Origin of the sequence: Legionella quinlivanii (assembly GCF_003265995.1) — a bacterium.
GTDB lineage: Bacteria > Pseudomonadota > Gammaproteobacteria > Legionellales > Legionellaceae > Legionella_C > Legionella_C quinlivanii_A.
This window is the reverse complement of the sequence record NZ_MVJN01000006.1, coordinates 288,241-315,054: the sequence shown is the minus strand read 5'-3', so window position 1 is coordinate 315,054 and position 26,814 is coordinate 288,241. Positions and strand designations below refer to the sequence as shown.

Below are 26,814 nucleotides of genomic sequence, written 5' to 3'. Positions count from 1 at the left end.
AAAAAACCATAACAATATAGAATTTTCCTTTTACAAAGCCTGTAAACTCCTAATCATCAACGTCTCAGAACTAGCTTCTGCTCTAGTCTCTGTCTATCGCCTAAAATCGTTTATCCATTCCTTTTATAAAAGTCTCGCTTGCTTTGCTATAAAAAATGTAAAAAAGAAACCCGATTGGGAGCCAGCTCCCTCCCCGGGGGAGGGATTTTAGTTCCTTAGCCTGACGGCTATGGGCGAAGCGCCCGACCTACGCTTTATGGTTAAAACTTGTGAAGTGTCCTGCTCACGTTGTCTTATGGCGAAGACGGAGTGTCCGAGACAAGTTCTATCTCTGTATGTTTTGTTTCCACCACTTCCTCGATGGTAATTGATGGTTTTATGCTGACTGGCTTTTTCCAGAAAAACGAATAAAGAGAATCTTTAAAGCCTGGCGCATTCTCCGATTTAGCATCTTCTTTGGGTGGGGCAATTAAAGAGGCAAGAAACTCAGGTAGTTCAACCGGCAGGTTTTTAAACTCGCCCGATTTGAGTAACTCCTCGATTGTTTTGGCAGGCGATAGATTAGGCAAATACACCAGAAGTAATCTCACCAGACCGATATTGGTAAAGGCAGTGAGCAACAGGCGATAAAAAAACATGGTGGTGAGAGTTAAAAAATCGTGCTGTAAATCAGGACGATTACGAAGTTTGGCGTAATGCCAGAACATGGTCATGGCTTGCTGACCCGCAATTACCGCAGCCAGCTTCCCCCAATAGGTGGGATCGTTTGCTGATATAATCATTACCAGTAAACGGGTCCAGTCTACATAATTATTATACAGTGTATACATCTGGCTAGCTTTTAAAGCAGCAACATCCGCGGGCTTTAAATTCCATTCTGTAAAAAAATTACGCAGCAATTCAATGTTCATGGTGTGAATCCCCATACTCCATCCTCTGGCTCGCTGCTTATAGAGATTTTGATCCGGGCCTAAAACAGTTGTGGGTACTTCGGTCGGAAACACATAATTGGCATCAAAACGCTGACGATAACCTAAACGAGCGGCACGAATACCCGTTTCAAGGTCTTCGGCGATGAAGCGAGTGCTATGGGTTAATAATGTTCTTAACAAGACTGATATTTTCCAGAGAGCAATAGCGCCATGCGGATATAAAGCACCATGAAAGCGATCCTCGAACATTTTAAAGTGATCGGCCTGCTTGTACTCAATAGATTGAAATTGCACTAGTCTGGATGGTTTTTCTTGCTTGGAAATAGCCATAATGGGATAGAAAATCCCTTTAAATTTTTCATTCTCTAACAAGCTTTCGTTAAATTTAAAATTAGATGGCGGATGGACGTCATCGTCGCTCATCAGCGCAAATTCATGGTGATCTGCCTGAGCTAAAATAAGTCCAGTAAATTGGGCAACTGTTTTGTTTCCACGATTATGCCAATAGTAATTAATTTGTTCAGATACCGATTTTGCAATGCTGAGTGTATTGTCGGTGGGCTGCTCGCTGTTCCCATTGTCAATAATATAAATTTGCTCGGGCTCAACAATTTTCAAATACGCTCTGAGCGTAGCTTCTATTTCCTTGGAACTGTTGTGAGCAACGATGATTACAGCCATTTTTTTATTATGAGCTTTAATGGCTGCCTGAGTGTTTTCCTCCTCAAGCTGGATTTCCAAGTCTGCTGGCTCGGGGGCTTTCTCTGAAACCTCAGGAAGTTTATCCGGATACCTGGTGAAAGCCATCGTAACCAGCATTAATAGAGGTTCAAAACCATATAGAATAGCCATTAAAGGAATGAGATTGGATTTAACCGCGCGAACCAGATATTCAAAAAAACCCACATTAGTCTCTACAGCTACAACTGCTGCAATGAGTAATGCATAAAACAGAAAGAAGAATAGTTTGCGTAAAGTGAATGGGAAAATAATTTCGCGGGGATCAAAAATAGATTTGATAAAATTCCAGTCCATTGAAGGGGTAAGTTTCATGAGTAACTCAATATCTCAAAAATTAATAAATTGCCATTCCCTGCTGAAGCAGTGGCATAGTAATGCCAATTGACAGGAGATAACCTCAAAAAAAGCAATAATTCTAAAGAATTTAATCGTGAAATGAAATAAAGCGACAGTTATTAAACAGAGAGCTAAACTTTATAATAAGGAATTTCGCAAACTGCGATAAAAATCGGTATAATTGAAATTTTATTCTTAAAGTTATCATATGAAGATTCTAGCTGGATTACATCGTTTTCCATCAGATATGGGATGTGTAGCAACAATCGGTAATTTTGATGGCGTACATTTAGGGCATCAGGCCATCCTGAAAAGATTGCAGCAAAAATCAAGGGAATTGAATTTGCCCTCTGTTGTATTGACTTTTGAACCGCAGCCCGCCGAGTTTTTTCTTGGAAAGGACACTTTGGCGCGATTATCTACTTTCAGAGAAAAGGTAGAAATTTTTTCCAGATACGGGATAGATTATATTTGCCGGTTAAAGTTCAATAGTGAAATGGCTTCAATGAGCGCTGAAACCTTTGCAAAAAAGTATCTTCTCGATTTATTACAACTGCGCTATTTAACAGTGGGCAATGATTTCCAGTTCGGGGCCAACCGTCAGGGAAATGCGCTATTATTAAATGATTATTTCAAGGATCAAGGACGGGAATTAGAGATATTTCCTGATTTTGAGATAAATGGGAAACGAGTCAGTTCCACCCGAATCAGAAAACTGTTGAAAGAGGGCAGGCTAACCCAGGCTGCCAGTTTGCTAGGCCGTACTTACAGCATTTCCGGGCGGGTGGTTGTCGGAAACAGGCAAGGTCACAAATGGGGAGTTCCCACAGCGAATATAGCCCTTAACAGAAAAATACCTCCGTTTACAGGTGTGTTTTGCGTCGAAGTGAAACGGTGTAACGGCAAGATATATCATGGTGTCGCCAATTTGGGTGTTCGCCCAACAGTTGACGGTACTAAAACAGTATTGGAAGTTCATTTGCTCAATTTTCAGGAAAACCTGTATAGTGAACGATTACAAGTATTTTTCTTGCATAAATTAAGAGATGAAATAAAATTTTCCAATTTGGAAGATTTAATCCAGCAAATTAGAAATGATATTGTGGCGGCAGAACACTATTTTTCAAACAGCCGCCTGAATTTAACGCTTTTAACAGAGTAAGTAATGGCAGATTATAAAGACAGCTTAAATTTACCGAACACTTTATTTCCAATGAAGGCCAGTCTGGCGCAGCGGGAACCGGAACGCCTTGCGGGCTGGCAGGATGCCAGGCTTTATCAGCAAATCAGATCAGAAAGAAAAGGTGCCGACAAGTTTATTCTGCATGATGGCCCTCCCTATGCAAACGGTCATTTGCATTGTGGACATGCCTTAAATAAAATTTTAAAGGATATTATTGTCAAATCCAAAACCATGAGCGGGTACGATTCACCATTCCAGCCCGGTTGGGATTGTCATGGCTTGCCTATTGAACTAAATGTTGAAAAAAAGATTGGGAAGGCCGGGGTAAAAGTTTCTGCAAGAGAGTTTCGTGAAAAATGCAGGGAATATGCCGCAAGCCAGATTGATATCCAGCGGGATGAGTTTCAACGCCTGGGTGTTTTCGGTGACTGGGAGCATCCCTATGCTACATTTGACTTCTCTTATGAAGCCAATATTATTCGTGCACTTGCAAAAATCATTGAAAACGGCCACCTGCAACAGGGATTTAAGCCTGTGCATTGGTGTATTGAATGCGGCTCTGCCCTGGCTGAAGCAGAAGTTGAATATGAAGAAAAAACATCCAGCTCTATTGATGTGAGTTTTTATGCGATTCATCCCGAGCAAATACTTAAAATTTTTGCTGCGGGTCAGACAGTCAAACCCGTTATATTCCCAATATGGACTACAACCCCCTGGAGTTTGCCTGGAAATGAAGCGGTTTGCCTGCATCCGGAATTAAGTTATGAGCTCGTGGATGCCGGAGCAGCCTGTTTTATTATTGCATCCGAACTGGTTGAGAGCTGCATGACCCGCTACGGTTTCTCTGAATACCAGTCTCTTGGACAGGTTCCAGGCTCGAATCTGCTAAAGCAAGCTCTGCAACATCCATTTCTGGATAAAACTGTTCCTGTAATTCTTGGTGAACACGTTACGATTGACGCAGGTACCGGCTGTGTGCACACAGCGCCGGCACATGGTCCGGACGATTATCAGGTGGGCAAAGCCTATAATTTGCCTCTGATTAACCCCATTAAAGCGAATGGCTGTTATGCTGCTGATGTGGAATACTTTGCGAATCAATCCGTCCTGAAAGTGAATGACAAGATTATTGCGCTACTTGAAGAACGAAAAGTACTGCTGAAAAATGAAGTCATTCGGCATAGTTATCCGCATTGCTGGCGTCACAAAACACCAATGATATTTCTTGCAACCCCACAATGGTTTATTTCCATGGAAAAAAACGGGCTGCGAACACAAATCTTAAAAACTATCAATGAAGTGAACTGGATGCCGGAGTGGGGCAAAGCCCGTATTGCCGGCATGATTGAGACAAGACCCGACTGGTGTATTTCCCGGCAAAGGGCCTGGGGAACGCCGATGCCCTTAATGGTTCATAAAGAAACCAGAGAGCTTCACCCAAATATAATCGACTTGATAGAGCAGGTTGCAAAACGCGTTGAAGAGAAGGGCATTGATGCCTGGTTTGAACTTGATTTGAAAGAACTTCTGGGCGATGAGGCAGAAAACTATGAAAAAATTACCGATACCCTGGACGTTTGGTTTGATTCCGGCGTTTCTCACTATAGTGTATTGAAAGCGAATCAAGAGTTATCGCTTCCGGCTGACATTTATTTTGAAGGCTCCGATCAGCATCGAGGCTGGTTTAATTCCTCCATCACAACCGCCGTTGCCATTTATGGACATGCTCCTTATCGTACCGTTCTGACCCACGGATATACAGTAGATGCAGAAGGAAAAAAACTGTCAAAGTCCAAAGGGAATTATGTCGCTCTGGATAAACTCATCGGCCAGCACGGGGCAGATATTCTTCGTCTCTGGGTTTCTTCTACTGATTACCGTAATGAGGTAAGTATTTCAGAGGAAATTATAAAGCGAAATGCCGATGCCTATCGGCGAATCAGGAATACAGCCCGGTTCTTATTAGCCAATTTATTTGATTTTGATCCTCAGACAGATTTATTGCCTGCCGATAAGCTGGTGGAGATCGATCGCTGGGTTGTCAAGCATAGCCAGCAGTTACAGGAAGAAATTCTGCAGGCTTATGAGCAATATAATTTTCATATTATTTATCAGAAAATTCATAATTTTTGTGCAGTTGATCTAGGCAGCTTCTATCTTGACGTCATTAAAGATCGACAATATACGACCCCGAAAAACAGTGTAGCCAGACGCTCCTGCCAAACAGCAATGTATCATATCATCCACGCGATGACTCGCTGGTTAGCTCCCATTCTGTCATTTACCGCCGATGAGATTTGGCAGTATATCCCAGGCAAATCCTCTGAATCGGTGATGCTGGAAGAGTGGTATGATAGCTGGCCTGAAATTGGTCACGTGGATATGGCATTCTGGCGGCAATTACTAGAAATCAGAGATGAGGTAAATAAAGCACTGGAAGCTCAGCGACAGCAGGGAGTTATAGGTTCTGGATTAGCGGCAGAGATTCGCTTGTATGTTAGTCCGGCGCTTTTAAATAGACTCAAACCCCTTGAAAATGAGCTGCGTTTTCTGTTTATCACGTCGGACGCTAAAGTTTTTTCGATTGAGGAAAAGCCGGAAGAGCTTTCTACACTCTCTGATTTTGAGCTTGCAATCGAAGTCAATGCCAGCCCTTATGAAAAATGCATTCGTTGCTGGCATCGTCGTGACTCTGTTAACAAGCAGGAAAACTTTCCCGAAGTATGTGATCGTTGTGCAGACAATTTAAGTGGTCAGGATGAAGTGAGACAATTTGCATGAAGAAATGGCACTGGTTCATTATTAGTATCCTGGTAATTGCTCTGGATCAAATAAGCAAATATTGGGCGTCGACCCATCTGGTTGCTTATCAGCCAGAGCCTTTAATCCCAATGGTTAATTTTACCTTGGCGTATAATACGGGGGCGGCATTTAGTTTCCTGAGTGGAACTGGCAGCTGGCATCGCTGGTTTTTTGCAGGCTTTAGTATTGTAATGAGTATCGCACTAATAATCTGGCTTGTGCGCTTACCCAATAAAGCAATTCTGCAGTCACTTGCAGTTAGCCTGATTCTCGGTGGGGCGATTGGCAATTTGTATGATCGTGCACTGCTGGGGCATGTAATTGATTTTATTGATGTGTATTACCAGAATTATCATTGGCCAGTCTTTAATCTGGCCGATAGCGCGATTTGCCTGGGAGCTTTTTTCCTGCTCCTGGATCTATGCAAGAGCCCCGTCCGATAAAGAGGTTAATAATTTAACCTCTGGATTCAGAATGCTGATTGCAGCAACTGACGGCAAGCTTAAATAATGCTCTGCTTCATCCCATTCGACTTCCGCGGGGAATAAACGAAGGGTGGGTAAGCATTTATTTAATAGTGCGCAGAATGATAAGGACGCAGGAAAAGGCCTTGCCTGATGGTAGCCGAGTGCCATTACCTGCATTGCCTCTGACAGCGTGGCAATCCCTGGAAGATGGTTAATTGAATAAATTGCAGCTGTTTGTGCAATAGCGGGTAAGAAACCTGGGCTGGAAACAAAGTGGACACCTGCCTGATAGCAATCTTCCAATTGTTGGGTGCTGATTACGTTACCTGCTCCAATGCGAAGCCCGGGAAATTCGGTCAGAATTTTTTTCAAAAGCCCTTCATCACAGCTGTTGATCTCAACGACTGAGAAACCTGCCTTTGCAATTTGTCTAAGCCGGTCAAATAAATAGGCATCGACATCGAGGCTTATTATAATTGATTGATTTCCAAACAATTTATCTGTCATCATAGATTTTCGCTAATACAGGCGCCGTAATGACTCCTATGTTAGAAGACTTACAAACTCTTAGCAAGCCTTTTGTAGTGAAGGAAGCAGCTCATGCTGTCAAAGCTTACCTCAGGACCCAAATTGAACTAAACTTAATACAAGGACTATCGTTCACAGGAAAGGATCCGTCATGAATACGAATAAAATAAGCGCGATTTTCCGTGATGAAAGAACCCTCGAAAAAGCGATCAGTCATTTGACTGAGAAAACCCTTTCTTTGGGTGAAGTCAGTGTTCAGGGTCCTCCATCGAAAATGGTAGAAAAATTCGGCAAGCCTTATGTTAATCCGGAAACTGTACAGAAAGCAGAAGATTTTTCCCCAAAGCAAGAACCCTACATGCATGATGATTTTGGCTGGGTTCAAGGATTTTCAATATCAATTCCTATGTTTGTCGGCATTATTCTCGGCCTGCTTGCCGGAGGCGAATTGAATCACTATGCTGATAATCTTATTTTTGGGATCCTAGGCGGCTTAATTGGTGCGGCAATTGGCTTCGGTATAATGAAGTCCATTAGAAATGCACGTAAAGCCAAAATTGAGAAGCAGGAGCATATGGGTGGTTTTGTGTTATGGCTGACCTGCACTAACGAACAACAGCAGCAGGCGATATTTTCTATATTAAATGAACATCATGCTGAGAATATTACACTGCACTCCGACAGTCCTAATATCGTTTCATAAAGGAGTATTTTTATGGGCAATGTTGAGCAATTTTTGAAATCCAGCGCCTTTGCCGTGGTCGGGGCCTCAGGTAACCGCAGCAAATTTGGCAATAAAGTATTACGCTGCTACCTGGCTCACGATATGAAAGCCTATCCGGTTAATCCATTCGAGGATAACATTGAGGGGCAGGCAAGCATCAAAGATCTTTCAGATCTTCCTGATGAGGTTGAGAGTATATCAATTATCACGCCTCCTGCTATTACCGAAAAAATTGTTGACGCGGCCATTACAAAGGGAATAAAAAACATCTGGATGCAGCCCGGAGCTGAAAGTGAATCAGCCATTGAGCAAGGCTTAAGGCATGGAATTAATGTAATAGCTCGAGGCCCTTGTATTCTGGTGGTATTGGGATTTGATGAGTGGTGGTGAGTAAATCAGATCGATTGCCTTAACTGCTCGATGGTCATTGGTGGATAGAAATAGATACCCTGAAACAGATTGCAGCCTCTTGATTTGAAAAATGTCAGATCATCTTCTCGTTCAATGCCCTCAATAATGACTTCACTGTTCTGTGACAGTAATTGTTTAAGCATGATATCTATTTCAGTCTGGTCTACTTTTCGTTCATAAATTTTTCGTACATAGTAGCGATCAAATTTAATCTGCCTGGCACCAATTTCAGCCATAAAGCGATATGACGTAAATAAGGAATAACCACAGGACACCGCAATATTGACTCCGCTTTTCTGCAGTAGCTGCACGCTCATAGCGGCCGCCTGCTGCTTTGTCATTAGATCGTTATTGATTTCAAGACTTAACATCGAGGGTGAAAAATCATAATGCTGCAAATTTTCCTGCAGTTCCTGATAAAAATCCGGGTGAAGAAACTGAGAGGCACTAATGTTGACATGAAGTCTTAAGCTTGTGGAGTTAATCATTTTCATATCTTGTAAGGCCTGAGCAATAACCCATTTTTCAATCGCAGGCAAAAGCTGATATTTTTCGGCAATAGGGAAAAATTCATTAGGCAATAACAGACCGCCCTGATCATCCTTGCATCGTAGAAACGCTTCGATGGCAACAATTTGATTGTCCAGGGTGACAATGGGTTGATAAAAAAGACAAAGTCCTTCGTTATTCAAAGCTTCTTTAAGATAGGAGTAGGTAATCAGATTGGATGATGATTTATTTTGAGGTTCATCAATAAAATAAGACGATTGTTTGTTGATGGTTTTGGCATGCAGCATCGTAGAAACTGCTTTCACTAACAAAGTATCGAGATAAATTCCATTTTCAGGATAGACTGCAGCACTAAGCGACAGGCCAATGGGCAGGTTAGCTGATTTATTTTCCGAGTTAATCATTTCAATCAGTACCAGGCGAAGATGGCCTAGAGTCTGTTCCAGTGCATTTCGTTGTTGAAAACTGGCGATGGCGATTAAATAATTGTGATTCAGTTTACCGGCAAAAACAAATTGCTGTGATTGACTGGACATGTAGCTCACTATTTTGTCGCTAGCACTCTGATAACTGTTTTTACCATTGAGTTCATATTCGGACGTTTCAATTTTCAATAAAATAAGCGCAAAACTGTCGTTATTATTATCACCGGTATTTTCGTCGAAAAAACTGGACAGTGTAATTTCTGATCCCGGGAGCAGGTTAGGGCAGGCATCAAATTGCGGCATATGAGTTATAACCGAGTCAACTAAATCCCCAAGTATTTGTACTGACAATAAGCGCAGGAGATAGAACTGCAGATCGCCTTCATCATCATTAATCCTAATAACCAGCACATTGGCGAGATAGGCCTGTCCTGTTCTTGTGCGATTTATCATAGCACCTTGCCAGCGTTGGTTTATCGCAAGGAACTGTTCAATTTTTTGAAAATAGGAATCATCGTGCAGGCCTGATCCTAACAAGAAAGCATCCTGTCCAATTAGTTCTGCGGGGGAATAGCCGGTGATGCGCGATGCAGTGACATTATTCAATATGATTTTATTGAGCGAATTGAGAACAAAGACCCCATCCTGAGAACTTTCAATAAGCTCATTGATGAGTCTGAACTCTAAACCAGTCGTGTCCATATAATCATTCCTTTGAGCCTGTTAGATCAAGTGGGCAGATTAATAAACTAATCCCTTAGATTATTTACATCTGATGCTACAGTATACCTATACTGTTTCCTTTAAAAAATCCTTTTTGACGAATTGCAGATTTTTTATTGAGTAGTTTTTACTGCTTCATAAATTGGGTATAGCTAACCAAAGGAATTTGTCAAATTCATACAGTAATGACTATAGAAATTAGCTACCAGCACTGGTCAACTGTTCCGCTTGGTGCCCCACCAGGCCCCGCAGCAATTCCTTTTGCGCCCAGGCTATTTACAGTTAAGGTCTGACAGAGGCGGTCGTCACGCCCCTGGTTGTTTCGCGGGATAGCCTGAAGCGTATAGGTAGAGGCTGTTTGCGAGCTGATAGAAAGCGTATACCATCCTTCAGGCGATATATTGCTTGAGCGGATATCATTGGCGCCTCCAGTTCCGATTGTAGCGTTTAAATAGGTATTACGCTCTGAATAGTAGCGCTCCATTCGGCTCGCCAAGTCCATTATTGCGGATTGACCATCGCTTCGTCTGGCACTGACGATGTATTGCAAATAACTTGTGTAAGCAATACTGACCAGAATTCCAATGATGACCATGACAATCAGTAATTCAATTAGCGTAAATCCCTTTTTCATAATACCCTCTAAAAGACTGGTGAACTTAGTTGATAATCACTTGTACTGATCTGAGCCTGCGGTGGCTTCCGGTTTAAAGTATAAGCGGAATGTAACTGTTCTGCCGATTTATGGAATAAGCGGTTACAGGGCGTATCATCTTTCGCTTTTGAAAGATGAGCCTTGGGCAAATCATCGATAAGCATTTCAAGAAGGCATTGCGTAGAATCCTGGTCTTCCAGACGTTCAATGCGCATTACATCTTCCTGAAAATAATCAAAATCAGTTTGTGGCTGGTGTACTGCTGCATCCTGGGCCGCGAAAGCCCAATGAAACAAGGCATGTCGGCCTAACTGGATCTCTTTTAAAATTAATTGACGACTAAATCCGGCCGCCTGATCGATTAGATTGCTGGTTTTAGTGACAATCGTCGCACTTAAACGCAGTAAATAGCCTATCGTGTAATCGGAAACATAGCCAGTGTAAAATAAAGTCTTTCCCAGCATGAATGCTGCCAGTCGGCTTATGGGATCAATTAATGTCAGAGACAGGCGAATCCCAAGAAAAGTCAGATCCAGAAGCGGAAGAATGATGAGGTTTTTTAGTAACTGAAAAACGGGGATTATCACCATACACACCAGGGTAGCCAGTAAATTAAGCAAGGTATTATTGGAGTAGCGCTGAATCGGGTTGCTAAATCCATAAAGCGGTGACAGGCGAAAACCTGATAAATAATTCCAGCCTGTTTTTCGCTCTGCAAACTCACTAAGACTTTGTCCAATCGCCTGAACATTTCCAAGCGCACCCAGTGTTTTGCTAACGAGACTGGTAATGCCTCTAAATGGCACATGAATAAACAGGGCGCTTAACTCCATAAATGGAATTGTTAAGAGGGCGAGCGTAAAATCCAGTGAACCAGCGGCAATTTCTTTTGCAGTTTGTATAGTTAGTACAAGGCTTTTGCCAAGACCTGACCCAAAGCCATTTTTAAATCCGTAATAGCGCCATTCAATGAAGGGCGATAGGGCAATTTTGAGGAAAATAAAGCCGCCGTGTAATAACCATTTAATGGTTCCCAAAAGCCAATCATCGCCGGGATGCATGATGGTGTCAAAGGAGGCTGCACCAAACTTCCCTCCAACAGCCAATCGATTGGGCCAGGGAAATGTGCCCATTTCTTTCTCAATCGCAGGAAATGTCTTGCATAAACCATAACCTAGTCCAAGGGCGAGGCTGATGATGATCGCAACCTGGGCGGGCTCATCTTTCAGAACGCTCACCGCTTTAATAAAGAATTGATCCAGGTCACCGCCCACAATGACTCCCTGCCAGTAAGTGACAGCCGCAGAAATAGCCTCTGAAACTGTACCGTGACTCATCCAGCGCCCTAAAGCCTGAGTGGGTTCAATACCATAGATCAAACCATTCAGATGAAGCTTGGCCAGAATGGACTTTAGCAGCTCTGGAGCGGCAACAGCACCCGCACCGTAAATATAGGCAGCAAGTGCCAAGGATCCAATAATAGGATTTTGCTCGCTAATATCAATGAACAAAGCTGAAAAATGCCTTAATACACCCAGCACTCTATGAAATGGATTGTTGTAAGGGGGAGGGCTTGGCAGATGTTCTGCTCTGGCGATGACATATTGATTAACATGTATTTGTCTTTTAACAAACTCCTCCAGTGTTTCTCCATTGGCAAGCAGCCCCTGACCCTGAAGAATGTCTTGTAAACTTCGCAGGTGGGCTGGCAGCACTCGTAAGGGTTTAGATGGGGGGGCTTCTTTTTTTAATTGGGGATGGCCTGAATGCAGATGATTGGAAAAATCGTCCTTCAGAGTTTCAGTAATATAAGCGTAAACCTTTGTATATAAAAATTTAAAAAAGCGAGGAACGTTCACTAAAAATGCTTTGAATGTTAATTTCGCCCGTTCAGGAAAATAGAGATGGCGCTTGCTCAATTGCATCAGAGTCAGCAGGTCCTGATTCGTTGGTAAAATATAATAACATTCATTTTCCTTAAAATAATGCCATTGACGGATGCGATTATTTTTTCTAAGGACAATTGAATTTGAGCCTGCCAGGCGCACCCAGGAGCCGTCATGAGCGGTCCATAACAATTCTTCTGCCTGTTCAAAGGTCTCGGTTTTGGCGATTTCCACGGGACTATTCACCAGGCTTTCAACTAATGAATGAAGATTCAGGTGAGCTTGCTGTCCAACACCTTCAAAAAAATAATAAGGCTCAATACTGGTAGTCGATATTCCATTTAATCGCTTTTCTTCTCTAAGCTTTGGCTCGGGCTTGTGTGGCAATGCCAGATAATCAACCCATTTTTGGATATCCTGCCATCGCTTTCTTAAAAACGTCTCCAGCCGCTTAAAACGGTTGGCATCAATCTGGTTTAGTTCATTTGCTTCATTGAAACCGTATTGACGCGAAATAACCCAGAGCGCCTCTTTTAATAATTCTTCTTTATCACCATTTTCCAGGTGAGTTTCACTATCCCAGATGAAACAAGGGTTGTTCTTCGTTTCAGATACCCTGGAAAAATCATGTTGATCAATTCTACTTACTGGAAAAACGCGATTAAATTCATATCGTTGAGCAAAGTCACGTGCATGAAATAAAATTTTACCGAGCGTTCCCTCCGAAACGGCGGGATGATTGGCCAGCAAAATATTCCCATCCTGGCATGCTTCAATGACAGCCAGTACTTTAATGCGCAGGTCTTCTTGTCTTGACCATTCCTCACACTGAATTTGTCGTTCTTCTTCAAGAAGCAGAGATAACTGTTTAATACAGTTTTGCGTCAGCTGAATTTTTTTCTTCTGATGAATGGAAAGCGGTCTGTCATAAGAATCCGCGTGCAGGAAATAGCCGTTTAAACGGCTGATGGTATTGGCAATCAGAGAGGAAGGCCGCTCTCCTGGCATCTCCTGGAGCAGCGCGGTATCTTCTGTCATCAGCAATATTTGCATTGTTTTATTGTCATGACGCGCTAATAACCGCAGAATACCTCCCGGTATACGGTAATCCATACTATAATGCCCGTATAATAAGCTAGCCTCTTTGGGCGTTAAGCTGCTCACTGTTGCTGTTTCGTTATCAACAGGTTTAACGGTTAAGGGAATAGCTATTTGCAGATGATCATCCGTTGCTCTTAAATTGGCCATTTGCTAGTTACCGTTTATCCATGTGGTCTTAAACATTAGCGTTATTAGGGTTGATAAGGCAAGTGCTTTTGAATAAGTAATCTTATCAGTTCACGGTTACTGTATTGGCCGAGTCATGCTAAAATGACTCCAAATTAATCAAGGTTTTATTGAATGACTAGTTATTGCGGCTATATTGCTTTAGTAGGGCGTCCTAATGTAGGCAAATCAACCCTGTTGAATCGAATTTTAAAACAGAAAATCAGCATTACTTCGCGAAAACCTCAAACGACGCGGCATAGTATATTAGGGATTGATACCCTCGGCGACTACCAGTATGTCTATGTGGATACGCCAGGTATTCATCAGGGTTCCAAAAAAACCATGAATCGAATGATGAATAAAACAGCCATCAGTGTGCTGCGTGATGTCGATGTGGCTGTATTGGTAGTAGATGGAACGCATTGGAATGACGAGGATGAGTATGTCCTTAAGCTAATCAGGCAATCAGGCGTACCCTGTATACTCGCGATTAATAAAGTGGATAAGCTTGCAGACAAATCCGCCTTGCTGCCCTGGATAGATAAAATATCCCAACAGCATAATTTCGTTGCCATGATTCCCTTATCAGCAAGAACCGGGGTGCAGGTTGAGGAATTGCAGAATCAGCTAAAGCCGTTTTTACCCGAAGGTCCCCATTTGTTTGGGGAGGATCAAATCACCGACCGGCCGATAAAGTTCCTTTGTGCAGAACTGCTTCGTGAAAAAATATTCCGTCTCTGCGGACAGGAGCTGCCCTACTCGACGACTGTGGATCTTGAGTCCTACAAAGATGAAGGAGACCTGGTGACCATTCATGCCCTGATTCTGGTCGATAAAGATAATCACAAGCGAATGATAATCGGCGATAAAGGGAAAAAGCTGAAAGAAATGGCGACTAGCGCGCGTCTGGATATGGAAGAGTTACTGGGCAAAAAAGTATTTTTACGTTGCTGGTGTAAAGTGAAGTCAGGCTGGTCTGATGATGAGCGTATGCTACGGCAATTAGGCTATGATCACTGAAACCTGTAAAGCATGGCTTTTGCACAGGCGCCCATCGGGTGACAGCAGTCTTCAAGTCCGTTTTTTTACACGAGAAATGGGCGTAATTGATTGCCTGTATCGAGGCGGGCGCAAACCTGGAAAACATGCTTTGGTACAGCCTTTCTCTGCATTGTGGTTATCGGTTAATCTGCGAAGAGATTTTTTCTATATTAATACCGTGGAGTCAACAGAAACTATTCTTGACTTGCAGGGAAACGCTTTATTTACAGCACTTTACCTTAACGAACTAATTTATTATACAATCAGGCCTCAGGATCCCTGTTCCTGGTTATTCGACAGTTATGAATTAACACTCAACGCACTGCAGATTACTAATGACAAGCTGGCGATTGAAATCGTATTGAGACAGTTCGAGAAGTGTTTATTAAGTACCTGCGGGTATAGTCTGAATCTCAGCGAAGAGGCTTCAACAGGAGATGCCATTACTGCAGACCATTATTATCAGTTTATTCCGGGTACTGGTTTTCTTTTATCCCGTCAAGGTTTTCAGGGATCTGATATTCTCGCTTTTGCCAATCAGGATTTCAGTCGTCTGTCTGTTCTTAAAATGGCTAAAGCCATTATGCGTCAAGCCATTGATCACTTATTGGCTGGCCGCGAGCTGAAATCGCGAGCCCTGTTTTTAATTCCCAGGAGCGAATGATTCCTGGAGGGTGTTCATTAAACGGTGTCATTACACCCGTCATCTCGAACGCAGTGGGAGATCTCCTAAATCTGATATGGCATGACACAGTTTGATGAAGACTCTCGATTCTTCTACTTTCTCGCATTATAACCTGATATGATAAATTGAAATGAAGTGCCGGCCACTTGGTTATTCTATTGTATTTGTAACAGGTGAAGTATGTTAAAAGAGATATTATTGGGCGTAAACATTGATCACATCGCAACCATTCGTCAGGCCAGGGGCACTCGATACCCTGACCCGGTACAGGCAGCAATGGAGGCAGAGGAAGCGGGCGCGGATGGCATCACTTTGCATATGCGGGAAGATCTGAGGCACATACAGGCCCGGGATGTCCGATTGATTAAGGCTGTTTTACAAACAAGAATGAATCTTGAACTGGCCGTTACTGATGCTATGCTGGATTTTGCTGAGGAAATTTCACCTGAGCATGCCTGTCTGGTTCCTGAAAAAAGAGAAGAGCTGACTACTGAAGGGGGTCTGGATGTGCTTGGCCATTTTACAGCCGTATCAAACGCTGTAAGACGGTTAAAGGCTAACGGCAGTGAGGTCTCTCTGTTTATTGATGCTGATCTTAAACAAATTGATGCGGCGGTTGAGACAGGGGCTCCGGTTATCGAAATTCATACGGGATGCTATGCCGACGCAAGCAGTCCGGAAACTCAGAATCTGGAGCTGGAACGAATAACGCAGGCTGCAAGTTATGCTGCCAGCAAAGGTTTGATTGTAAATGCCGGACATGGTTTACATTATCATAATGTAAAAGCCATCGCGGCTATACCGGAAATGAATGAACTGAATATTGGGCATGCCATCATTGCGAGAGCACTGTTTACCGGTTTAAAGCAGGCAGTGAAGGATATACGTCAACTCATGCTGGAAGCAAGGAATTATGTCAACAACTGATGCGATTGTAATTCGCCTCACCGGAGATTCTGGTGATGGGGTACAATTACTGGGCGAGCAACTCACTATCACTGCTGCACTTACCGGACGAGAGGTGCGAACTCTGCCTGATTTTCCGGCTGAGATCCGTGCACCGGCCGGAACAGTGGCTGGAGTGTCCGGTTTTCAGTTAGCGATGGCTGAAGAGGCTATTTTTACCGCCGGTGAAACTTTAAATGTATTGGTCGCTTTAAATCCTGCAGCCTTAAAAAACTCTCTGGAGTTTTTATCTCCGGGGGGCTTGCTGATTATCAATGAAGACAGCTTTACTGAGAAGGATTGGCAAAAGGCTGGTTTAAGCAGTGATTTTTTAAAAGGGGCCAGCGAGCTTTATCAGATTTTGAGTCTGCCGCTAATCAGTCTGACTATCAAAGCAGTAGAGGGCCTGGGTATTACGCATGCTCAAGCCAAGAAGACCAAGAATTTCTATGTGCTGGGTCTGGTATTATGGCTTTTTGATTTACCTGCCGAAAATTGTCTGGCGTTTATTGCTAAAAAATTTAAAAACAATTCAGAAATTGCCAAAGCAAATGAATTGACGTTATTGGCTGGTTATAACTACGCCATGACGCTGGAACTGGCCAGACAGCATTTCATGTTGGGCAAGGTGAACAGAGAGCCAGGGGAATATCGGCAGATTACCGGGGTTGAAGCTTTGAGCATGGGACTTGCAGCCTTAACTGTGGGTACCCAGACCAGAATGCTGGTATCCGGATATCCTATTACACCTGCTTCCGCCATTTTACATGAGTGCGCAAAATTCACTGATTATGGTATCCAGTTATTACAGGCTGAAGATGAAATTGCCGCTGTCTGCGCCTGCATTGGAGCGGCTTTCGGAGGCAACCTTGCTTTGACTTGCACCTCCGGTCCGGGCCTTGATTTAAAAAGTGAGGGCTTGGGGCTTGCGGTAATGACTGAATTGCCCCTGGTCGTGGTCGATGTACAACGGGCCGGCGCTTCCACGGGATTGCCAACTAAAACTGGGCAAAGCGATCTCAGGCAGGCTTTATATGGACGTCATGGTGAAGCTCCTTTACCGGTTATTGCTGCTCGTTCGGCAGCCGATTGTTTCAAAACTATTATTGAAGCATTCTCAATAGCAGTTTCTTATATGACGCCAGTGATTGTTTTGCTGGATGCTTATCTGGCCAATGCCGCAGAGCCCTGGAAAATTCCTGACTTCGACTCTTTGAAATTACCTGAGATAGAATTTAACCATTTTGATAAGCCTTATCAGCGTGATGATAAATTGGCTCGAAGCTGGAATCCGCCAGGTGTACCTGGCTTTATACACCAGATTGGCGGGCTGGAGAAACAGGGAGAAGAAGGGAAGGTCAGTTACGATGCTCAAAACCATCAGAAGATGGTGAATTTACGAGCTGCCAAGATTGCAGGGATAAGCAAAATTTATCAGCCACTTCATGTAGAAGGAAGTCAGAACGCTTCAACATTAATAATTGGATGGGGAAGTACCTATGGCAGTCTTAAATCAGCTGTTCAGCATGCGGCTTTAGAAGGGCTTGAGCTTGCCCTGCTACAACTTCGTCATTTGAATCCATTTCCAGATGATCTGGGTCCTTTGCTCAAAAAATACAAGAAGGTGCTGGTGGCTGAACTGAACTCCGGACAATTATGCCAGTTGCTCAGAGCCGAGTATTTGGTCGATTGCCGTTCAATCAATCAATGTAACGGTCAACCATTTACAGTCAGTTTTTTACTTCAAGCCATCAAAGCGGAAGTCGATTATGAACACTCAATACAAGCGTGATGATTTTGCCAATTCAAATGAAGTTCGTTGGTGTCCTGGATGCGGTGACTACGCTATCCTGATGGCATTGCAGCGCTTGCTCCCGGAGCTTGGCCTGCCGCCTGAACAGCATGTATTTATATCAGGAATTGGCTGTGCCGGCCGGCTTCCTTATTACATGAACACCTATGGTCTGCATACAATACATGGAAGGGCGCCTGCTGTCGCAACAGGTCTCAAAACCATGCGAGACGATCTTACCGTCTGGATTATTACCGGAGATGGAGATGCTTTGAGTATTGGCGGTAATCATTTTATTCATTGCCTGCGCCGTAACGTCAATGTCAATATTTTATTGTTTAACAATCAGGTCTATGGTTTGACTAAAGGTCAATTTTCACCGACCTCTCAAAAAGGTCAGATTACAAAAACCTCACCGCAGGGCGTTAATAATGAACCGATTAATCCCCTTATGCTTGCTTTGGCAGCAGGAGCCAGCTTTGTTGCCAGAGCGGTTGATAAAGATCCCAATCATCTAATCACAGTGCTCAGGAAAGCTTATGAGCATCCTGGATGCTCATTTGTTGAAATTTATCAGGATTGCAATATTTTCAATAATGGTGCTTTTGATGGTTTTGCCTTAAAAACAAACCGTGCGGACAAGACCGTGCTATTGGAAGAAAATAAACCTCTTGTGTATGGAAGCAATGGTGAGAAGGCTTTATCATTGAAGGGAGAGACACTTGGAATCATCGCTCATGATGAACAAAACACTTATGTCCATGATAGCAGCAATCTGATAGCCGCCATGCGCCTGGCCCAGATTCATTATCCCGATTATCCAGTACCCTTGGGTGTTTATTATCAGCAGCCCCGTCAATGCTATCAGTTTGATAAACCAATAACTAAAACAAAAGCTGATGTAGAGCATTTATTCCGGGCAAAGGCGTCCTGGAGTCAGGATTAGCGTATCATTCGTAATCGAAGGCCTGGTTTCGAGGGATCCAGAAGACTCATAAGAGAAGCACTGCACCTGCGGACAAGCCGCAGGGCGTAGTGGAGATGTACAGATACCTTTCAGATCAGGAAGTTTAGCAAATGTAGCTTAAACTCAGTTGCAATTGATGGGCATAGAAATTATCAGTTTCAATTCCATTACCTACTGTTTGGCCAGAAGCGCGGCTTAATTCAGTTTTACCCCAATCTGCAAATTCATAACCTAAGCCGACTTGCCAGTTTGAATTCAACGCTGTTTGTAATCCGATCCCCAGCGTATAAACAAAAGATGATTTTGTTTCTGAGTTAAATGGAGGCGCTGGAATTTCTTGAAATATTCTGGCAGCAATCTGGAAATCTCGAGCCTGATTAAAACCTATACCGGCGCTTGCGCTGACATAAGGCTCAACCCACTCATCCAGATCCATAAGCAGCTTACCTTTTACAGCAAGATGATAATGATTCACTTTATACTGATAGGTAAAATTATTAAATGCAGGGTCAGCATCTTCCCAGACATCGCCTTCCAGTTTTACCTGTGTTGTAGCTGCCCCCGCTATTCCGATTTGACCGCGTAGCGTATCATTGATGGGGTGTTGCCAGCCAAGAAATAACTCGATAGCAGGAACGACTTTTGAGTTGGTGGTATCAGAATAGGTTTTAACAATATCAGGTTGTAGTGTCAGGGTTTGAGTTTCGCCAGGATCGACCCAGGCTGCAGCGAGACTTACAGTCGCTACATAAGCTCCCGCTGGTACCGCACCCATTGTGCCAGCGAAAGAACTGGAAGCGAGTAACATGCCTATCGAAATTAGAGCATTATTTTTTGTATGCATGTCTTGTCCTTGACTTATAATTGGAGACAATATTAAAAAAACGGGTTAATGATATGATCGATAAGCAGTTTAGGCAATAAGGGGATGAAAAAATCCCGACTGGCGTCGGGATTCAGATAGGAAAAACGAATCGATTAATCTCTGTTGCCTGCAAAAGCGCTTAGTATGTTCAATAAACTGATAAACAGGTTATATATTGATACATAGAGAGATATCGTTGCGGAAATGTAATTTGTCTCACCGCCATGAATAATTTCGCTGGTCTGGAAAAGAATCAAACCGGAGGAAATCAATACAAAGGCCGCTGAGATAGTTAACTGAAGGGCAGGAATATCAAAGAACAGACCTGCAATCATAGCCAGCAACGCAACCATCATTCCCACAAAAAGAAAGCCGCCAAGGAAGCTGAAATCCTTTTTAGTTGTCAGAGCATAGCCAGACAAGGCGAAGAAAATCATACCGGTGCCGCCCAGTGCAGTACCAATTAATTGCGGCCCGTTAGAAAAACTGGCGACATAAAAGTTAAGAATAGGGCCCAGGGTGTATCCGAGAAAGCCTGTGAATGCGAATGCGCTAACCAGTCCCCATGCGCTGTTACGCAGAGCCTGAGTCAGAAACATTAAACCGTATACACCTGCAATCATGACAAATGGGTTCATTGGACCTGCTTTGCTTGCATAAGACAGATAGGCTGTCAGTGCGCTAAACAGGAAAGTCATACTCAGAAGCAAATAGGTGTTTCGCAAAACACGATTGGTCGCGAGTACCGAATCGTTGCGTTGGCTTAAAACAGTAACGTCATTTCTATTCATTGACAGCTCCGGTTATTTTGTCCTAATTAAAATAATATATAGTTATTTTAGCATATATATGGGAATGACTCTTGGCATTTCAAGTCTATAGAGATATTAAATTGAACTCAATAGTGTGATTACTGTAACCATCGTTGAATAGAATAATCAGAAAGTTAAAAGCGTGTAATATTCAATTATTTGAGAGTAGAATGAGATTCTGTTTTATGCAAGGAACACAATGATGTCCAAAGTGGCTGTATTACAAATGGTTTCTTCTGCCTCACCCGCTGAAAATTTGCGCCAGGCCGATTTATTGCTGGCAAGTGCAAAGGAGCAGAATGTTGAGTTAGCGGTTCTTCCAGAAAATTTTGCATTTATGGGATTGAAGGAAACCGACAAGCTTGGCTTGGCGGAGGCTTATCCGCACGGCGAAATTCAGGAAAAAGTCAGTGCGCTTGCCAGTAAATACAGGCTTTGGATTATCGCTGGAACAATACCGGTCAAAGGGTTGCAGGATAAAGTGCGTTCCTCAAGCCTTGTATTTGATGAAAAAGGCATTTGTGCAGCCCGTTACGATAAAATCCATTTGTTTGATGTCAGAGTGTCTGAGCAAGAGGCCCATCAGGAGTCTCTGACAATTGAAAGAGGAAGCGAGCTGGTCGTTGTGGATACACCCGTAGGTAAAATCGGCTTGACAGTTTGCTACGATTTGCGTTTTCCAGAATTATATCAACAATTATTGATGAGGGGAGCAGAATTATTTTCCGTTCCTTCAGCATTTACGGCCATAACTGGCATGGCGCACTGGGAAGTTTTACTGAGAGCGCGTGCCATTGAAAATTTATGTTATGTGCTTGCCGCCAACCAGGGTGGAACACATCAAAATGGCAGACAGACTTATGGTCATAGTATGATTATTGAGCCTTGGGGGAAAGTTCTGGGCCAGCATGAGAACAATGCAGGTATGGTGACTGCGGATATTGATTTGCCGCGGTTGCATCAGTTAAGACGGCAATTTCCCTGTGTGGAACATCACGTCTTGATATGTAACTGAGGTTTATGCGGTCATGGTAGGTTAATAACGTATAAGGTGTTTATTATGAGTCAGGCGCTGGCAATTGCCAAAGAATTAATTTTAAAACCCGCTTCACTTGATGAATCAACCATCGCCAAGCTGGTTCGTTCGATAATGGGTCAGCATGTGGATGATGCTGATCTTTATTTTGAAAGCAGCAGCTATGAATCCTGGTATCTGGAAGATTCCGAAGTTAAAAGCGGCAGCTATTCTCATGATAAAGGAGTAGGGATTCGAGCGGTTAGCGGTGATAAAACCGGTTACGCCTACTGTGATGATATCATTTTACCTGCATTGCAACGTGCCGCAGATGCGGCGCGTTCAATTGCTCTGGTCGCGACTAATCCTGTGCAGGCCATTCATGTGACTGGAGCGCCTGTTGCCCGCTATCAGGGTATTAATCCGATTGAGGGAATGAATAAGCAGGAAAAAATCGCATTACTGGAAGCGATAGATAAGGAAGCTCGCCGTCTTGATCCCAGAGTGATTCAGGTGAATGCTTCATTGAGCGGCTGTTATGAAGTGATTATGATCGCCGGGATTGAGGGAAGAATGGTTGCAGATATCAGACCATTGGTAAGCATTCATGTCAGTGTTCTGGTGGAAGATAAAAACGGCCGCCGTGAAAGCGCTCGCTCTGGAGGAGGAGGCCGGGTTCCCTATTCCTACTTTCTTGAGAAGGATCGTGCTTTGGAGTATGCACGAGAAGCAGTGAGGGAGGCTTTGATAAATCTGGAAGCAGAAGATGCTCCCGCAGGAACTATGCCTGTCGTATTAGGACCTGGCTGGCCGGGGGTGTTATTACATGAGGCCGTAGGACATGGTCTGGAAGGTGATTTTAATCGCAAAGGCTTATCTGCGTTTTCCGGTAAAATCGGTCAGCAGGTTGCAGCCAAAGGGGTGACCGTGGTGGATGACGGTACTCTGGAAAATCGTCGCGGCTCCCTGACAATGGATGATGAAGGTACTCCAACGCAATGCACAACACTTATTGACGACGGTGTATTAGTAAATTATATGCAGGATAAACTAAATGCCAAATTAATGGGAATGAAACCCACTGGAAATTGCCGTCGTGAATCCTACGCTCACGTACCAATGCCCAGGATGACTAATACTTATATGCTGGCTGGTCAATATGATCCGCAGGAGATAATTAAATCTGTTAAAAGAGGTCTGTACGCAGTTAATTTTGGCGGTGGACAGGTTGATATTACTTCCGGACAATTTGTTTTCTCTGCCAGTGAAGCCTATTTGATTGAAAATGGCAAAATCACAAAGCCTGTAAAAGGAGCAACACTGATCGGCAATGGTCCGGAAGTAATGAAGCAAATCAGTATGATTGGCAATGATTTGACCCTTGACGGTGGAATTGGTATTTGCGGCAAGGAAGGACAATCCGTTCCTGTAGGCGTTGGGCAGCCAACGCTTAAGATTGATGCTCTGACTATTGGCGGAACGAAATAAAGATTCGGAGGACTATTGTTCAATAAGTCTAACTCGTCTGCGAAAATCCCCTCTCTCTAACTCTCTCCCCTTAGGGGAGAGAGGATTTTTTAAGGGAAGATTTTTTGTGAAGATCCCCTCTCCCAAATTGGGAGAGGGTTAGGGTGAGGGTTGATTTAAAACCCTTGACTTAGCCTGATTTATAGTTTCGATACCAGGGAGGGTCGATAATGAAAAAAAGGAATATCCTTATAACACTGTTCAAATATAGCATCGCTTTATGCTTGCTGTTCCCGTTTTGCATAGAAGCCAGCAGCTTCGAACCATTAATTTATCTGCGGCCCAATGAAACTCCTGTGTTCACCGAGCTATACCAGCGTTATGGTTTGCTGAACCCTCCAGCGCTTCATGTATACGACAGCTCTATCTATATTGGCCAACCGGGCGAGGAGGGTGGTTTATTAATTCGTTCAAGTCAGACTTACTTCAATGATGTAGATAAAGCACTGCAAGCCTATCATTCGCGTATTGGGAATCTGGGCCAGTTCCTCGATACCAATGAAAAATATATTTTTAGCCCCTCCAACGGATCACTGCAGATAATTTTTGCTCTTGTCTATGCCGTTGTAACATCAGAGCCTGATAAAAAATTTCTTTTCGTGGAAAAAATTCCCTTTTATTCATTCCATGAACATGCGGTGTCTTACCGGCCTTATCCCAATGCGCGGTTTCAGGGATTTAATGATCCTCAGGAAATCAAACTCAATCCTGACGAAGTGCTTGTTGAGTTTGTCACCTCTCCTAATAATCCTGATGGAAAGTTCAGGGAACCTTATACTGACGCAAAAATTATTATTGCAGATTTTGTTTTTGCAGCACCCCCTTATGGCAGTGAGGGAACTGGTTATGTGAAAGAAAATCTTGAATGGCTTTCCAAAGCAAAAGGCGAGGGAAGACACATATTTGCATTCAACTCCGTTTCAAAGGCCCTGGGAAAACCGGGTTATCGTTTAGGCTATATGTGGTTTCCAATGGGTGATAGTTATGGCTCCAGCATATTTACCAATTATTTTTCCTATCTTTGGAAATTGACTGTCGGCGATAGCACACCCGGTGTTGCCGAAGCATTAAATCTGATGTCTGCAATCACCGCTCTTCCTGATGCCGGACAATCACTTCGCAGTGATGCATTTAATACGATTGTAAAACGTCATAAAATTCTGCAGACAGAGTTTCTGAAACGATATCCTGGTTCGGAAGTATCAAGCATTGCGGGCAGCCCAACCTTTTTTGCCAGGCTCAATAGTCCTGATACTAAAACTATGGCCGCCAAGGATGTTTTACTCAAAACATACAATGTGGCTGTCGATAACGGGAATACGATGGGCGCCACTGATGAGTATTTAAGAATCAATCTCTGTGGTTATAGCGGTGATCTGGCTGAATTCCTGAATCGTCTGGCGGGTGATAAAAAGTATAAGGCAGAAGATCTTTTAATCGCGTCGGCGAATCACTGCAGCCATACCACTATTCATAGCAATGAAAACAGTCGTTACGTGGTAATACCCAATGATTGCACTATTGATGTGGATGCAGAAAATGCGGATGTCACAATCATCCTGCCGCAATTTATTAATTATCAGTACAGCAATCTAATAACCATTAAAAAGCTGGATTCGAGTCCACATGCAGTGACGGTGCAGACTGAAACGTTTACAGCAACTATAAAAGAAAAAGAAAAGCCGCTTCAGCTTCAATGGACACAGGCTTTTTTCCTGAATGGTCAATGGGATAAACGATAATTATCCTGATGAGAGAGCAGTGAAATTATTATCAGGATAATTTCACTGCCTTAGCTATAGTGTCTTGACTTTAGCGCCCTGGTCATTCATTCGACTATACTTCTAGCTGTATATAGAGATTTTTCAAGGATTGAAAATGACAGCTACTGATACAGGATGTTTGATAAACCAATATCTTCTCGATAATGAGAAGCGCCTTGGTGATCGCATCTATCTTCGTCAGCCACGCGATGATCAATGGCATGAATATACCTGGCAGCAAACGATGCGGCAGGCCCGGCAGGTTGCGCGTTTTTTACAGGATGCGGGCTTAAACCCAGGCGATCGAGTGGCTATTTTTTCAAAAAACTGTGCGGAATGGTTCATTAGTGATTTTGGTATTTCTTTAGCTGGAATGGTGAGCGTACCGCTTTTTGCAAATCAGCACAAAGAGAGTATTGATTTTGTATTAAATCACGCCGGCGTGAAGCTGGTTTTTATTGGCAAACTGGATAACCATAAAAAAACCAGAGAATACATTTCCAATCAATTTACCTGCGTTTCTTTTAATTATCATCCCAATCTGAGCAACTGTATATCCTGGGATGAGATATTAAGAAAAGAACCTTTACAGGAAGTTGTTTTACCGCAGCCAGAGGATTTATTTACGATCATTTATTCGTCAGGCACAACGGGGCTTCCCAAAGGCTCTGTCTACACACATGAAATTATCGGTAATTACCTGGCGTTATTCCCTGACGATCTGGCACGCGTTCGTAAATTAAATCATTATCATCTGGTTTCTTATCTACCATTGGCTCACGTATATGAACGAACAGCTATTGAGCTCGGTAGTGTGAGTATTCCCTGTGATGTGTCTTTTATTGAGAGTCTGGACAAATTTGCTGAAAATCTTCGTGAAATAAAGCCCAGTCTTTTTACGGCAGTACCCAGAATATGGGGAGTTTTCCAGCAGAAAATAGAACAAAAAGCCTCGCCTGACAAATTGCGCCTGATCTTGAAAATTCCCATACTTTCTTATTTTATCAAGAAAAAAATCCGACACCAATTAGGGCTGGAACGATGTTATAACTGTTTCTCGGGCGCTTCTCATTTACCCGCTTCAATTATTAAATTTTTTGACGATTTAAATATTCCTATCCAGGAAGGCTATGGGCAAACGGAAAATCTTGCTTATGCTACATTATCAGAGTTATCTGAAAGACGGCCGGGCTATGTGGGAAGCCCAAGATTAAAGGTGGAAGTAAAGCTTGGTGAAAATGAAGAACTGTTAATAAAGTCGCCATGTTTAATGAAAGAATATTATGATGATCCAGAGGCCACTGTACGTTCTCTAACGACTGATGGCTGGCTTTGTACAGGTGATATTGCTGAAATAGATAACTCATTGCGCGTTAAAATTCTCGGCCGTTTGTCGGAAAATTTTAAAAATCAGAAAGGGGAGTTTATTGCGCCAGGACCAATAGAGGAACGTTTTAGCGAAAGCTGCTTCATTGAACAACTCTGCCTTGTTGGGCGAGAACTGCCCAGCAATGTGCTGATAATCACATTAAATGAGACAGGTCAGCAGAAACCTCCGGAGTGGATTAAGGAACAGCTTGAGAAAATATTACACTCTGTAAATACTGACTTGGCCAGTTATGAGAAAATTAGCCATATTCTAATCAGCAAATATCCCTGGACCCCGGAAAATGGCTGCCTGACGCCGACCTTAAAGATCAAAAGAAGAACGATTGAAGCGAACTACCAGCCTTTGATAAAAAGAGCGATTAAGGAAAGGCAGTCGGTGATCTGGGAGTAAGCCAAACGGTTCAGGCTTATCTCCTTTCCC

Annotated in this window: 21 protein-coding genes; 14 read left to right on the top strand and 7 right to left on the bottom strand. The window is 43.1% G+C overall.

The window, feature by feature from the left end; genetic code table 11:
- Window positions 1–293 precede the first annotated feature (293 nt).
- Entirely contained in the window at window positions 294–1,967 is a 1,674-nt protein-coding gene (locus tag B1207_RS09785) for a glycosyltransferase (RefSeq protein WP_172458258.1), read from the bottom strand.
- A 250-nt stretch (window positions 1,968–2,217) separates the two neighbouring features.
- Between B1207_RS09785 and ribF the strand changes: the two genes are divergently transcribed.
- Genes ribF through lspA form a run of 3 tightly spaced genes read left to right on the top strand, consistent with a single transcriptional unit; the run spans window position 2,218 to window position 6,437 of the window.
- The gene (ribF, locus tag B1207_RS09780) at window positions 2,218–3,171 is read left to right on the top strand and encodes a bifunctional riboflavin kinase/FAD synthetase (RefSeq protein WP_112219784.1); all 954 of its coding nucleotides are present in this window, start codon (window positions 2,218–2,220) and stop codon (window positions 3,169–3,171) included.
- Window positions 3,172–3,174: 3 nt separating this feature from the next.
- Entirely contained in the window at window positions 3,175–5,973 is a 2,799-nt protein-coding gene (ileS, locus tag B1207_RS09775) for an isoleucine--tRNA ligase (protein ID WP_112219783.1), read from the top strand.
- Window positions 5,970–6,437 (top strand): signal peptidase II, encoded by a 468-nt coding sequence (gene lspA / locus B1207_RS09770; RefSeq protein WP_112219782.1) that lies wholly within the window; start codon window positions 5,970–5,972, stop codon window positions 6,435–6,437. Before ileS ends, lspA begins: the two co-directional genes overlap by 4 nt.
- Here lspA and B1207_RS09765 read toward each other — a convergent pair.
- A complete protein-coding gene (locus B1207_RS09765) occupies window positions 6,414–6,971 on the bottom strand; it encodes a multidrug DMT transporter permease (RefSeq protein WP_058506686.1) in 558 nt (185 codons plus the stop codon). The genes lspA and B1207_RS09765 overlap by 24 nt on opposite strands.
- Window positions 6,972–7,140: 169 nt before the next feature.
- Between B1207_RS09765 and B1207_RS09760 the strand changes: the two genes are divergently transcribed.
- Entirely contained in the window at window positions 7,141–7,692 is a 552-nt protein-coding gene (locus tag B1207_RS09760) for a SoxR reducing system RseC family protein (RefSeq protein ID WP_112219781.1), read from the top strand.
- Window positions 7,693–7,704: 12 nt separating this feature from the next.
- Window positions 7,705–8,103: a CoA-binding protein gene (locus tag B1207_RS09755; RefSeq protein ID WP_172458256.1), complete on the top strand. Its 399-nt coding sequence runs from the start codon at window positions 7,705–7,707 to the stop codon at window positions 8,101–8,103.
- 5 nt (window positions 8,104–8,108) lie between these two features.
- Here the strand turns inward: B1207_RS09755 and B1207_RS09750 are convergent, their stop codons facing one another.
- The 3 genes from B1207_RS09750 to B1207_RS09740 form a co-directional block, all read right to left on the bottom strand.
- Window positions 8,109–9,761 carry an EAL domain-containing protein gene (locus tag B1207_RS09750; protein WP_112219779.1) on the bottom strand — a complete coding sequence of 551 codons (1,653 nt, stop codon included), beginning with the start codon at window positions 9,759–9,761 and terminating at the stop codon, window positions 8,109–8,111.
- Between the two features lie 223 nt (window positions 9,762–9,984).
- Window positions 9,985–10,416: a type IV pilin protein gene (locus tag B1207_RS09745; RefSeq protein WP_112219778.1), complete on the bottom strand. Its 432-nt coding sequence runs from the start codon at window positions 10,414–10,416 to the stop codon at window positions 9,985–9,987.
- An 8-nt stretch (window positions 10,417–10,424) separates the two neighbouring features.
- Window positions 10,425–13,571: a hypothetical protein gene (locus B1207_RS09740; RefSeq protein ID WP_112219777.1), complete on the bottom strand. Its 3,147-nt coding sequence runs from the start codon at window positions 13,569–13,571 to the stop codon at window positions 10,425–10,427.
- Between the two features lie 153 nt (window positions 13,572–13,724).
- Here B1207_RS09740 and era point away from each other — a divergent pair, with 153 nt between their 5' ends.
- From era to B1207_RS09715, 5 genes are all read left to right on the top strand, one after another.
- On the top strand, window positions 13,725–14,612 hold the full coding sequence (era, locus tag B1207_RS09735) for a GTPase Era (protein WP_112219776.1): 888 nt from the start codon (window positions 13,725–13,727) through the stop codon (window positions 14,610–14,612).
- Window positions 14,602–15,297, top strand: coding sequence for a DNA repair protein RecO (recO, locus tag B1207_RS09730; RefSeq protein ID WP_112219775.1), 696 nt, complete (start codon window positions 14,602–14,604; stop codon window positions 15,295–15,297). Before era ends, recO begins: the two co-directional genes overlap by 11 nt.
- Window positions 15,298–15,498: 201 nt before the next feature.
- On the top strand, window positions 15,499–16,245 hold the full coding sequence (gene pdxJ, locus B1207_RS09725; protein ID WP_112219774.1) for a pyridoxine 5'-phosphate synthase: 747 nt from the start codon (window positions 15,499–15,501) through the stop codon (window positions 16,243–16,245).
- On the top strand, window positions 16,232–18,055 hold the full coding sequence (locus tag B1207_RS09720; protein WP_112219773.1) for a 2-oxoacid:acceptor oxidoreductase subunit alpha: 1,824 nt from the start codon (window positions 16,232–16,234) through the stop codon (window positions 18,053–18,055). Before pdxJ ends, B1207_RS09720 begins: the two co-directional genes overlap by 14 nt.
- Complete coding sequence (locus B1207_RS09715; RefSeq protein WP_112219772.1) at window positions 18,033–19,001, top strand: 2-oxoacid:ferredoxin oxidoreductase subunit beta; 969 nt, start codon at window positions 18,033–18,035, stop codon at window positions 18,999–19,001. The genes B1207_RS09720 and B1207_RS09715 overlap by 23 nt, the downstream gene beginning before the upstream one ends.
- Window positions 19,002–19,125: 124 nt before the next feature.
- Here B1207_RS09715 and B1207_RS09710 read toward each other — a convergent pair whose 3' ends face one another.
- Complete coding sequence (locus B1207_RS09710) at window positions 19,126–19,866, bottom strand: outer membrane protein (protein ID WP_112219771.1); 741 nt, start codon at window positions 19,864–19,866, stop codon at window positions 19,126–19,128.
- A gap of 134 nt (window positions 19,867–20,000) precedes the next feature.
- Window positions 20,001–20,678, bottom strand: a complete 678-nt coding sequence (locus tag B1207_RS09705; protein WP_058506675.1) for a Bax inhibitor-1/YccA family protein — start codon at window positions 20,676–20,678, stop codon at window positions 20,001–20,003.
- Between the two features lie 223 nt (window positions 20,679–20,901).
- Between B1207_RS09705 and B1207_RS09700 the strand changes: the two genes are divergently transcribed.
- From B1207_RS09700 to B1207_RS09685, 4 genes are all read left to right on the top strand, one after another.
- Window positions 20,902–21,714, top strand: a complete 813-nt coding sequence (locus B1207_RS09700) for a carbon-nitrogen hydrolase family protein (RefSeq protein WP_112219770.1) — start codon at window positions 20,902–20,904, stop codon at window positions 21,712–21,714.
- A 45-nt stretch (window positions 21,715–21,759) separates the two neighbouring features.
- Entirely contained in the window at window positions 21,760–23,202 is a 1,443-nt protein-coding gene (gene tldD / locus B1207_RS09695) for a metalloprotease TldD (protein ID WP_112219769.1), read from the top strand.
- 209 nt (window positions 23,203–23,411) lie between these two features.
- Window positions 23,412–24,983, top strand: a complete 1,572-nt coding sequence (locus B1207_RS09690; protein WP_112219768.1) for an aminotransferase class I/II-fold pyridoxal phosphate-dependent enzyme — start codon at window positions 23,412–23,414, stop codon at window positions 24,981–24,983.
- Window positions 24,984–25,119: 136 nt separating this feature from the next.
- Window positions 25,120–26,784, top strand: a complete 1,665-nt coding sequence (locus tag B1207_RS09685; RefSeq protein ID WP_112219767.1) for an AMP-binding protein — start codon at window positions 25,120–25,122, stop codon at window positions 26,782–26,784.
- The last annotated feature ends 30 nt before the right edge of the window (window positions 26,785–26,814 follow it).

Excerpts from the sequence above, each read along its gene's own strand:
- B1207_RS09760 (WP_112219781.1), top strand. The coding sequence starts at position 7,141 with ATGAATACGAATAAAATAAGCGCGATTTTCCGTGATGAAAGAACCCTC.
- B1207_RS09690 (WP_112219768.1), top strand. The coding sequence starts at position 23,412 with ATGAAAAAAAGGAATATCCTTATAACACTGTTCAAATATAGCATCGCT.
- B1207_RS09785 (WP_172458258.1), bottom strand. The coding sequence starts at position 1,967 with ATGGACTGGAATTTTATCAAATCTATTTTTGATCCCCGCGAAATTATT.
- tldD (WP_112219769.1), top strand. The coding sequence starts at position 21,760 with ATGAGTCAGGCGCTGGCAATTGCCAAAGAATTAATTTTAAAACCCGCT.
- pdxJ (WP_112219774.1), top strand. The coding sequence starts at position 15,499 with ATGTTAAAAGAGATATTATTGGGCGTAAACATTGATCACATCGCAACC.
- lspA (WP_112219782.1), top strand. The coding sequence starts at position 5,970 with ATGAAGAAATGGCACTGGTTCATTATTAGTATCCTGGTAATTGCTCTG.
- B1207_RS09715 (WP_112219772.1), top strand. The coding sequence starts at position 18,033 with ATGAACACTCAATACAAGCGTGATGATTTTGCCAATTCAAATGAAGTT.
- era (WP_112219776.1), top strand. The coding sequence starts at position 13,725 with ATGACTAGTTATTGCGGCTATATTGCTTTAGTAGGGCGTCCTAATGTA.
- B1207_RS09750 (WP_112219779.1), bottom strand. The coding sequence starts at position 9,761 with ATGGACACGACTGGTTTAGAGTTCAGACTCATCAATGAGCTTATTGAA.
- B1207_RS09700 (WP_112219770.1), top strand. The coding sequence starts at position 20,902 with ATGTCCAAAGTGGCTGTATTACAAATGGTTTCTTCTGCCTCACCCGCT.
- ileS (WP_112219783.1), top strand. The coding sequence starts at position 3,175 with ATGGCAGATTATAAAGACAGCTTAAATTTACCGAACACTTTATTTCCA.
- B1207_RS09765 (WP_058506686.1), bottom strand. The coding sequence starts at position 6,971 with ATGATGACAGATAAATTGTTTGGAAATCAATCAATTATAATAAGCCTC.
- B1207_RS09740 (WP_112219777.1), bottom strand. The coding sequence starts at position 13,571 with ATGGCCAATTTAAGAGCAACGGATGATCATCTGCAAATAGCTATTCCC.
- B1207_RS09745 (WP_112219778.1), bottom strand. The coding sequence starts at position 10,416 with ATGAAAAAGGGATTTACGCTAATTGAATTACTGATTGTCATGGTCATC.
- B1207_RS09710 (WP_112219771.1), bottom strand. The coding sequence starts at position 19,866 with ATGCATACAAAAAATAATGCTCTAATTTCGATAGGCATGTTACTCGCT.
- B1207_RS09755 (WP_172458256.1), top strand. The coding sequence starts at position 7,705 with ATGGGCAATGTTGAGCAATTTTTGAAATCCAGCGCCTTTGCCGTGGTC.
- B1207_RS09720 (WP_112219773.1), top strand. The coding sequence starts at position 16,232 with ATGTCAACAACTGATGCGATTGTAATTCGCCTCACCGGAGATTCTGGT.
- B1207_RS09705 (WP_058506675.1), bottom strand. The coding sequence starts at position 20,678 with ATGAATAGAAATGACGTTACTGTTTTAAGCCAACGCAACGATTCGGTA.
- recO (WP_112219775.1), top strand. The coding sequence starts at position 14,602 with ATGATCACTGAAACCTGTAAAGCATGGCTTTTGCACAGGCGCCCATCG.
- ribF (WP_112219784.1), top strand. The coding sequence starts at position 2,218 with ATGAAGATTCTAGCTGGATTACATCGTTTTCCATCAGATATGGGATGT.
- B1207_RS09685 (WP_112219767.1), top strand. The coding sequence starts at position 25,120 with ATGACAGCTACTGATACAGGATGTTTGATAAACCAATATCTTCTCGAT.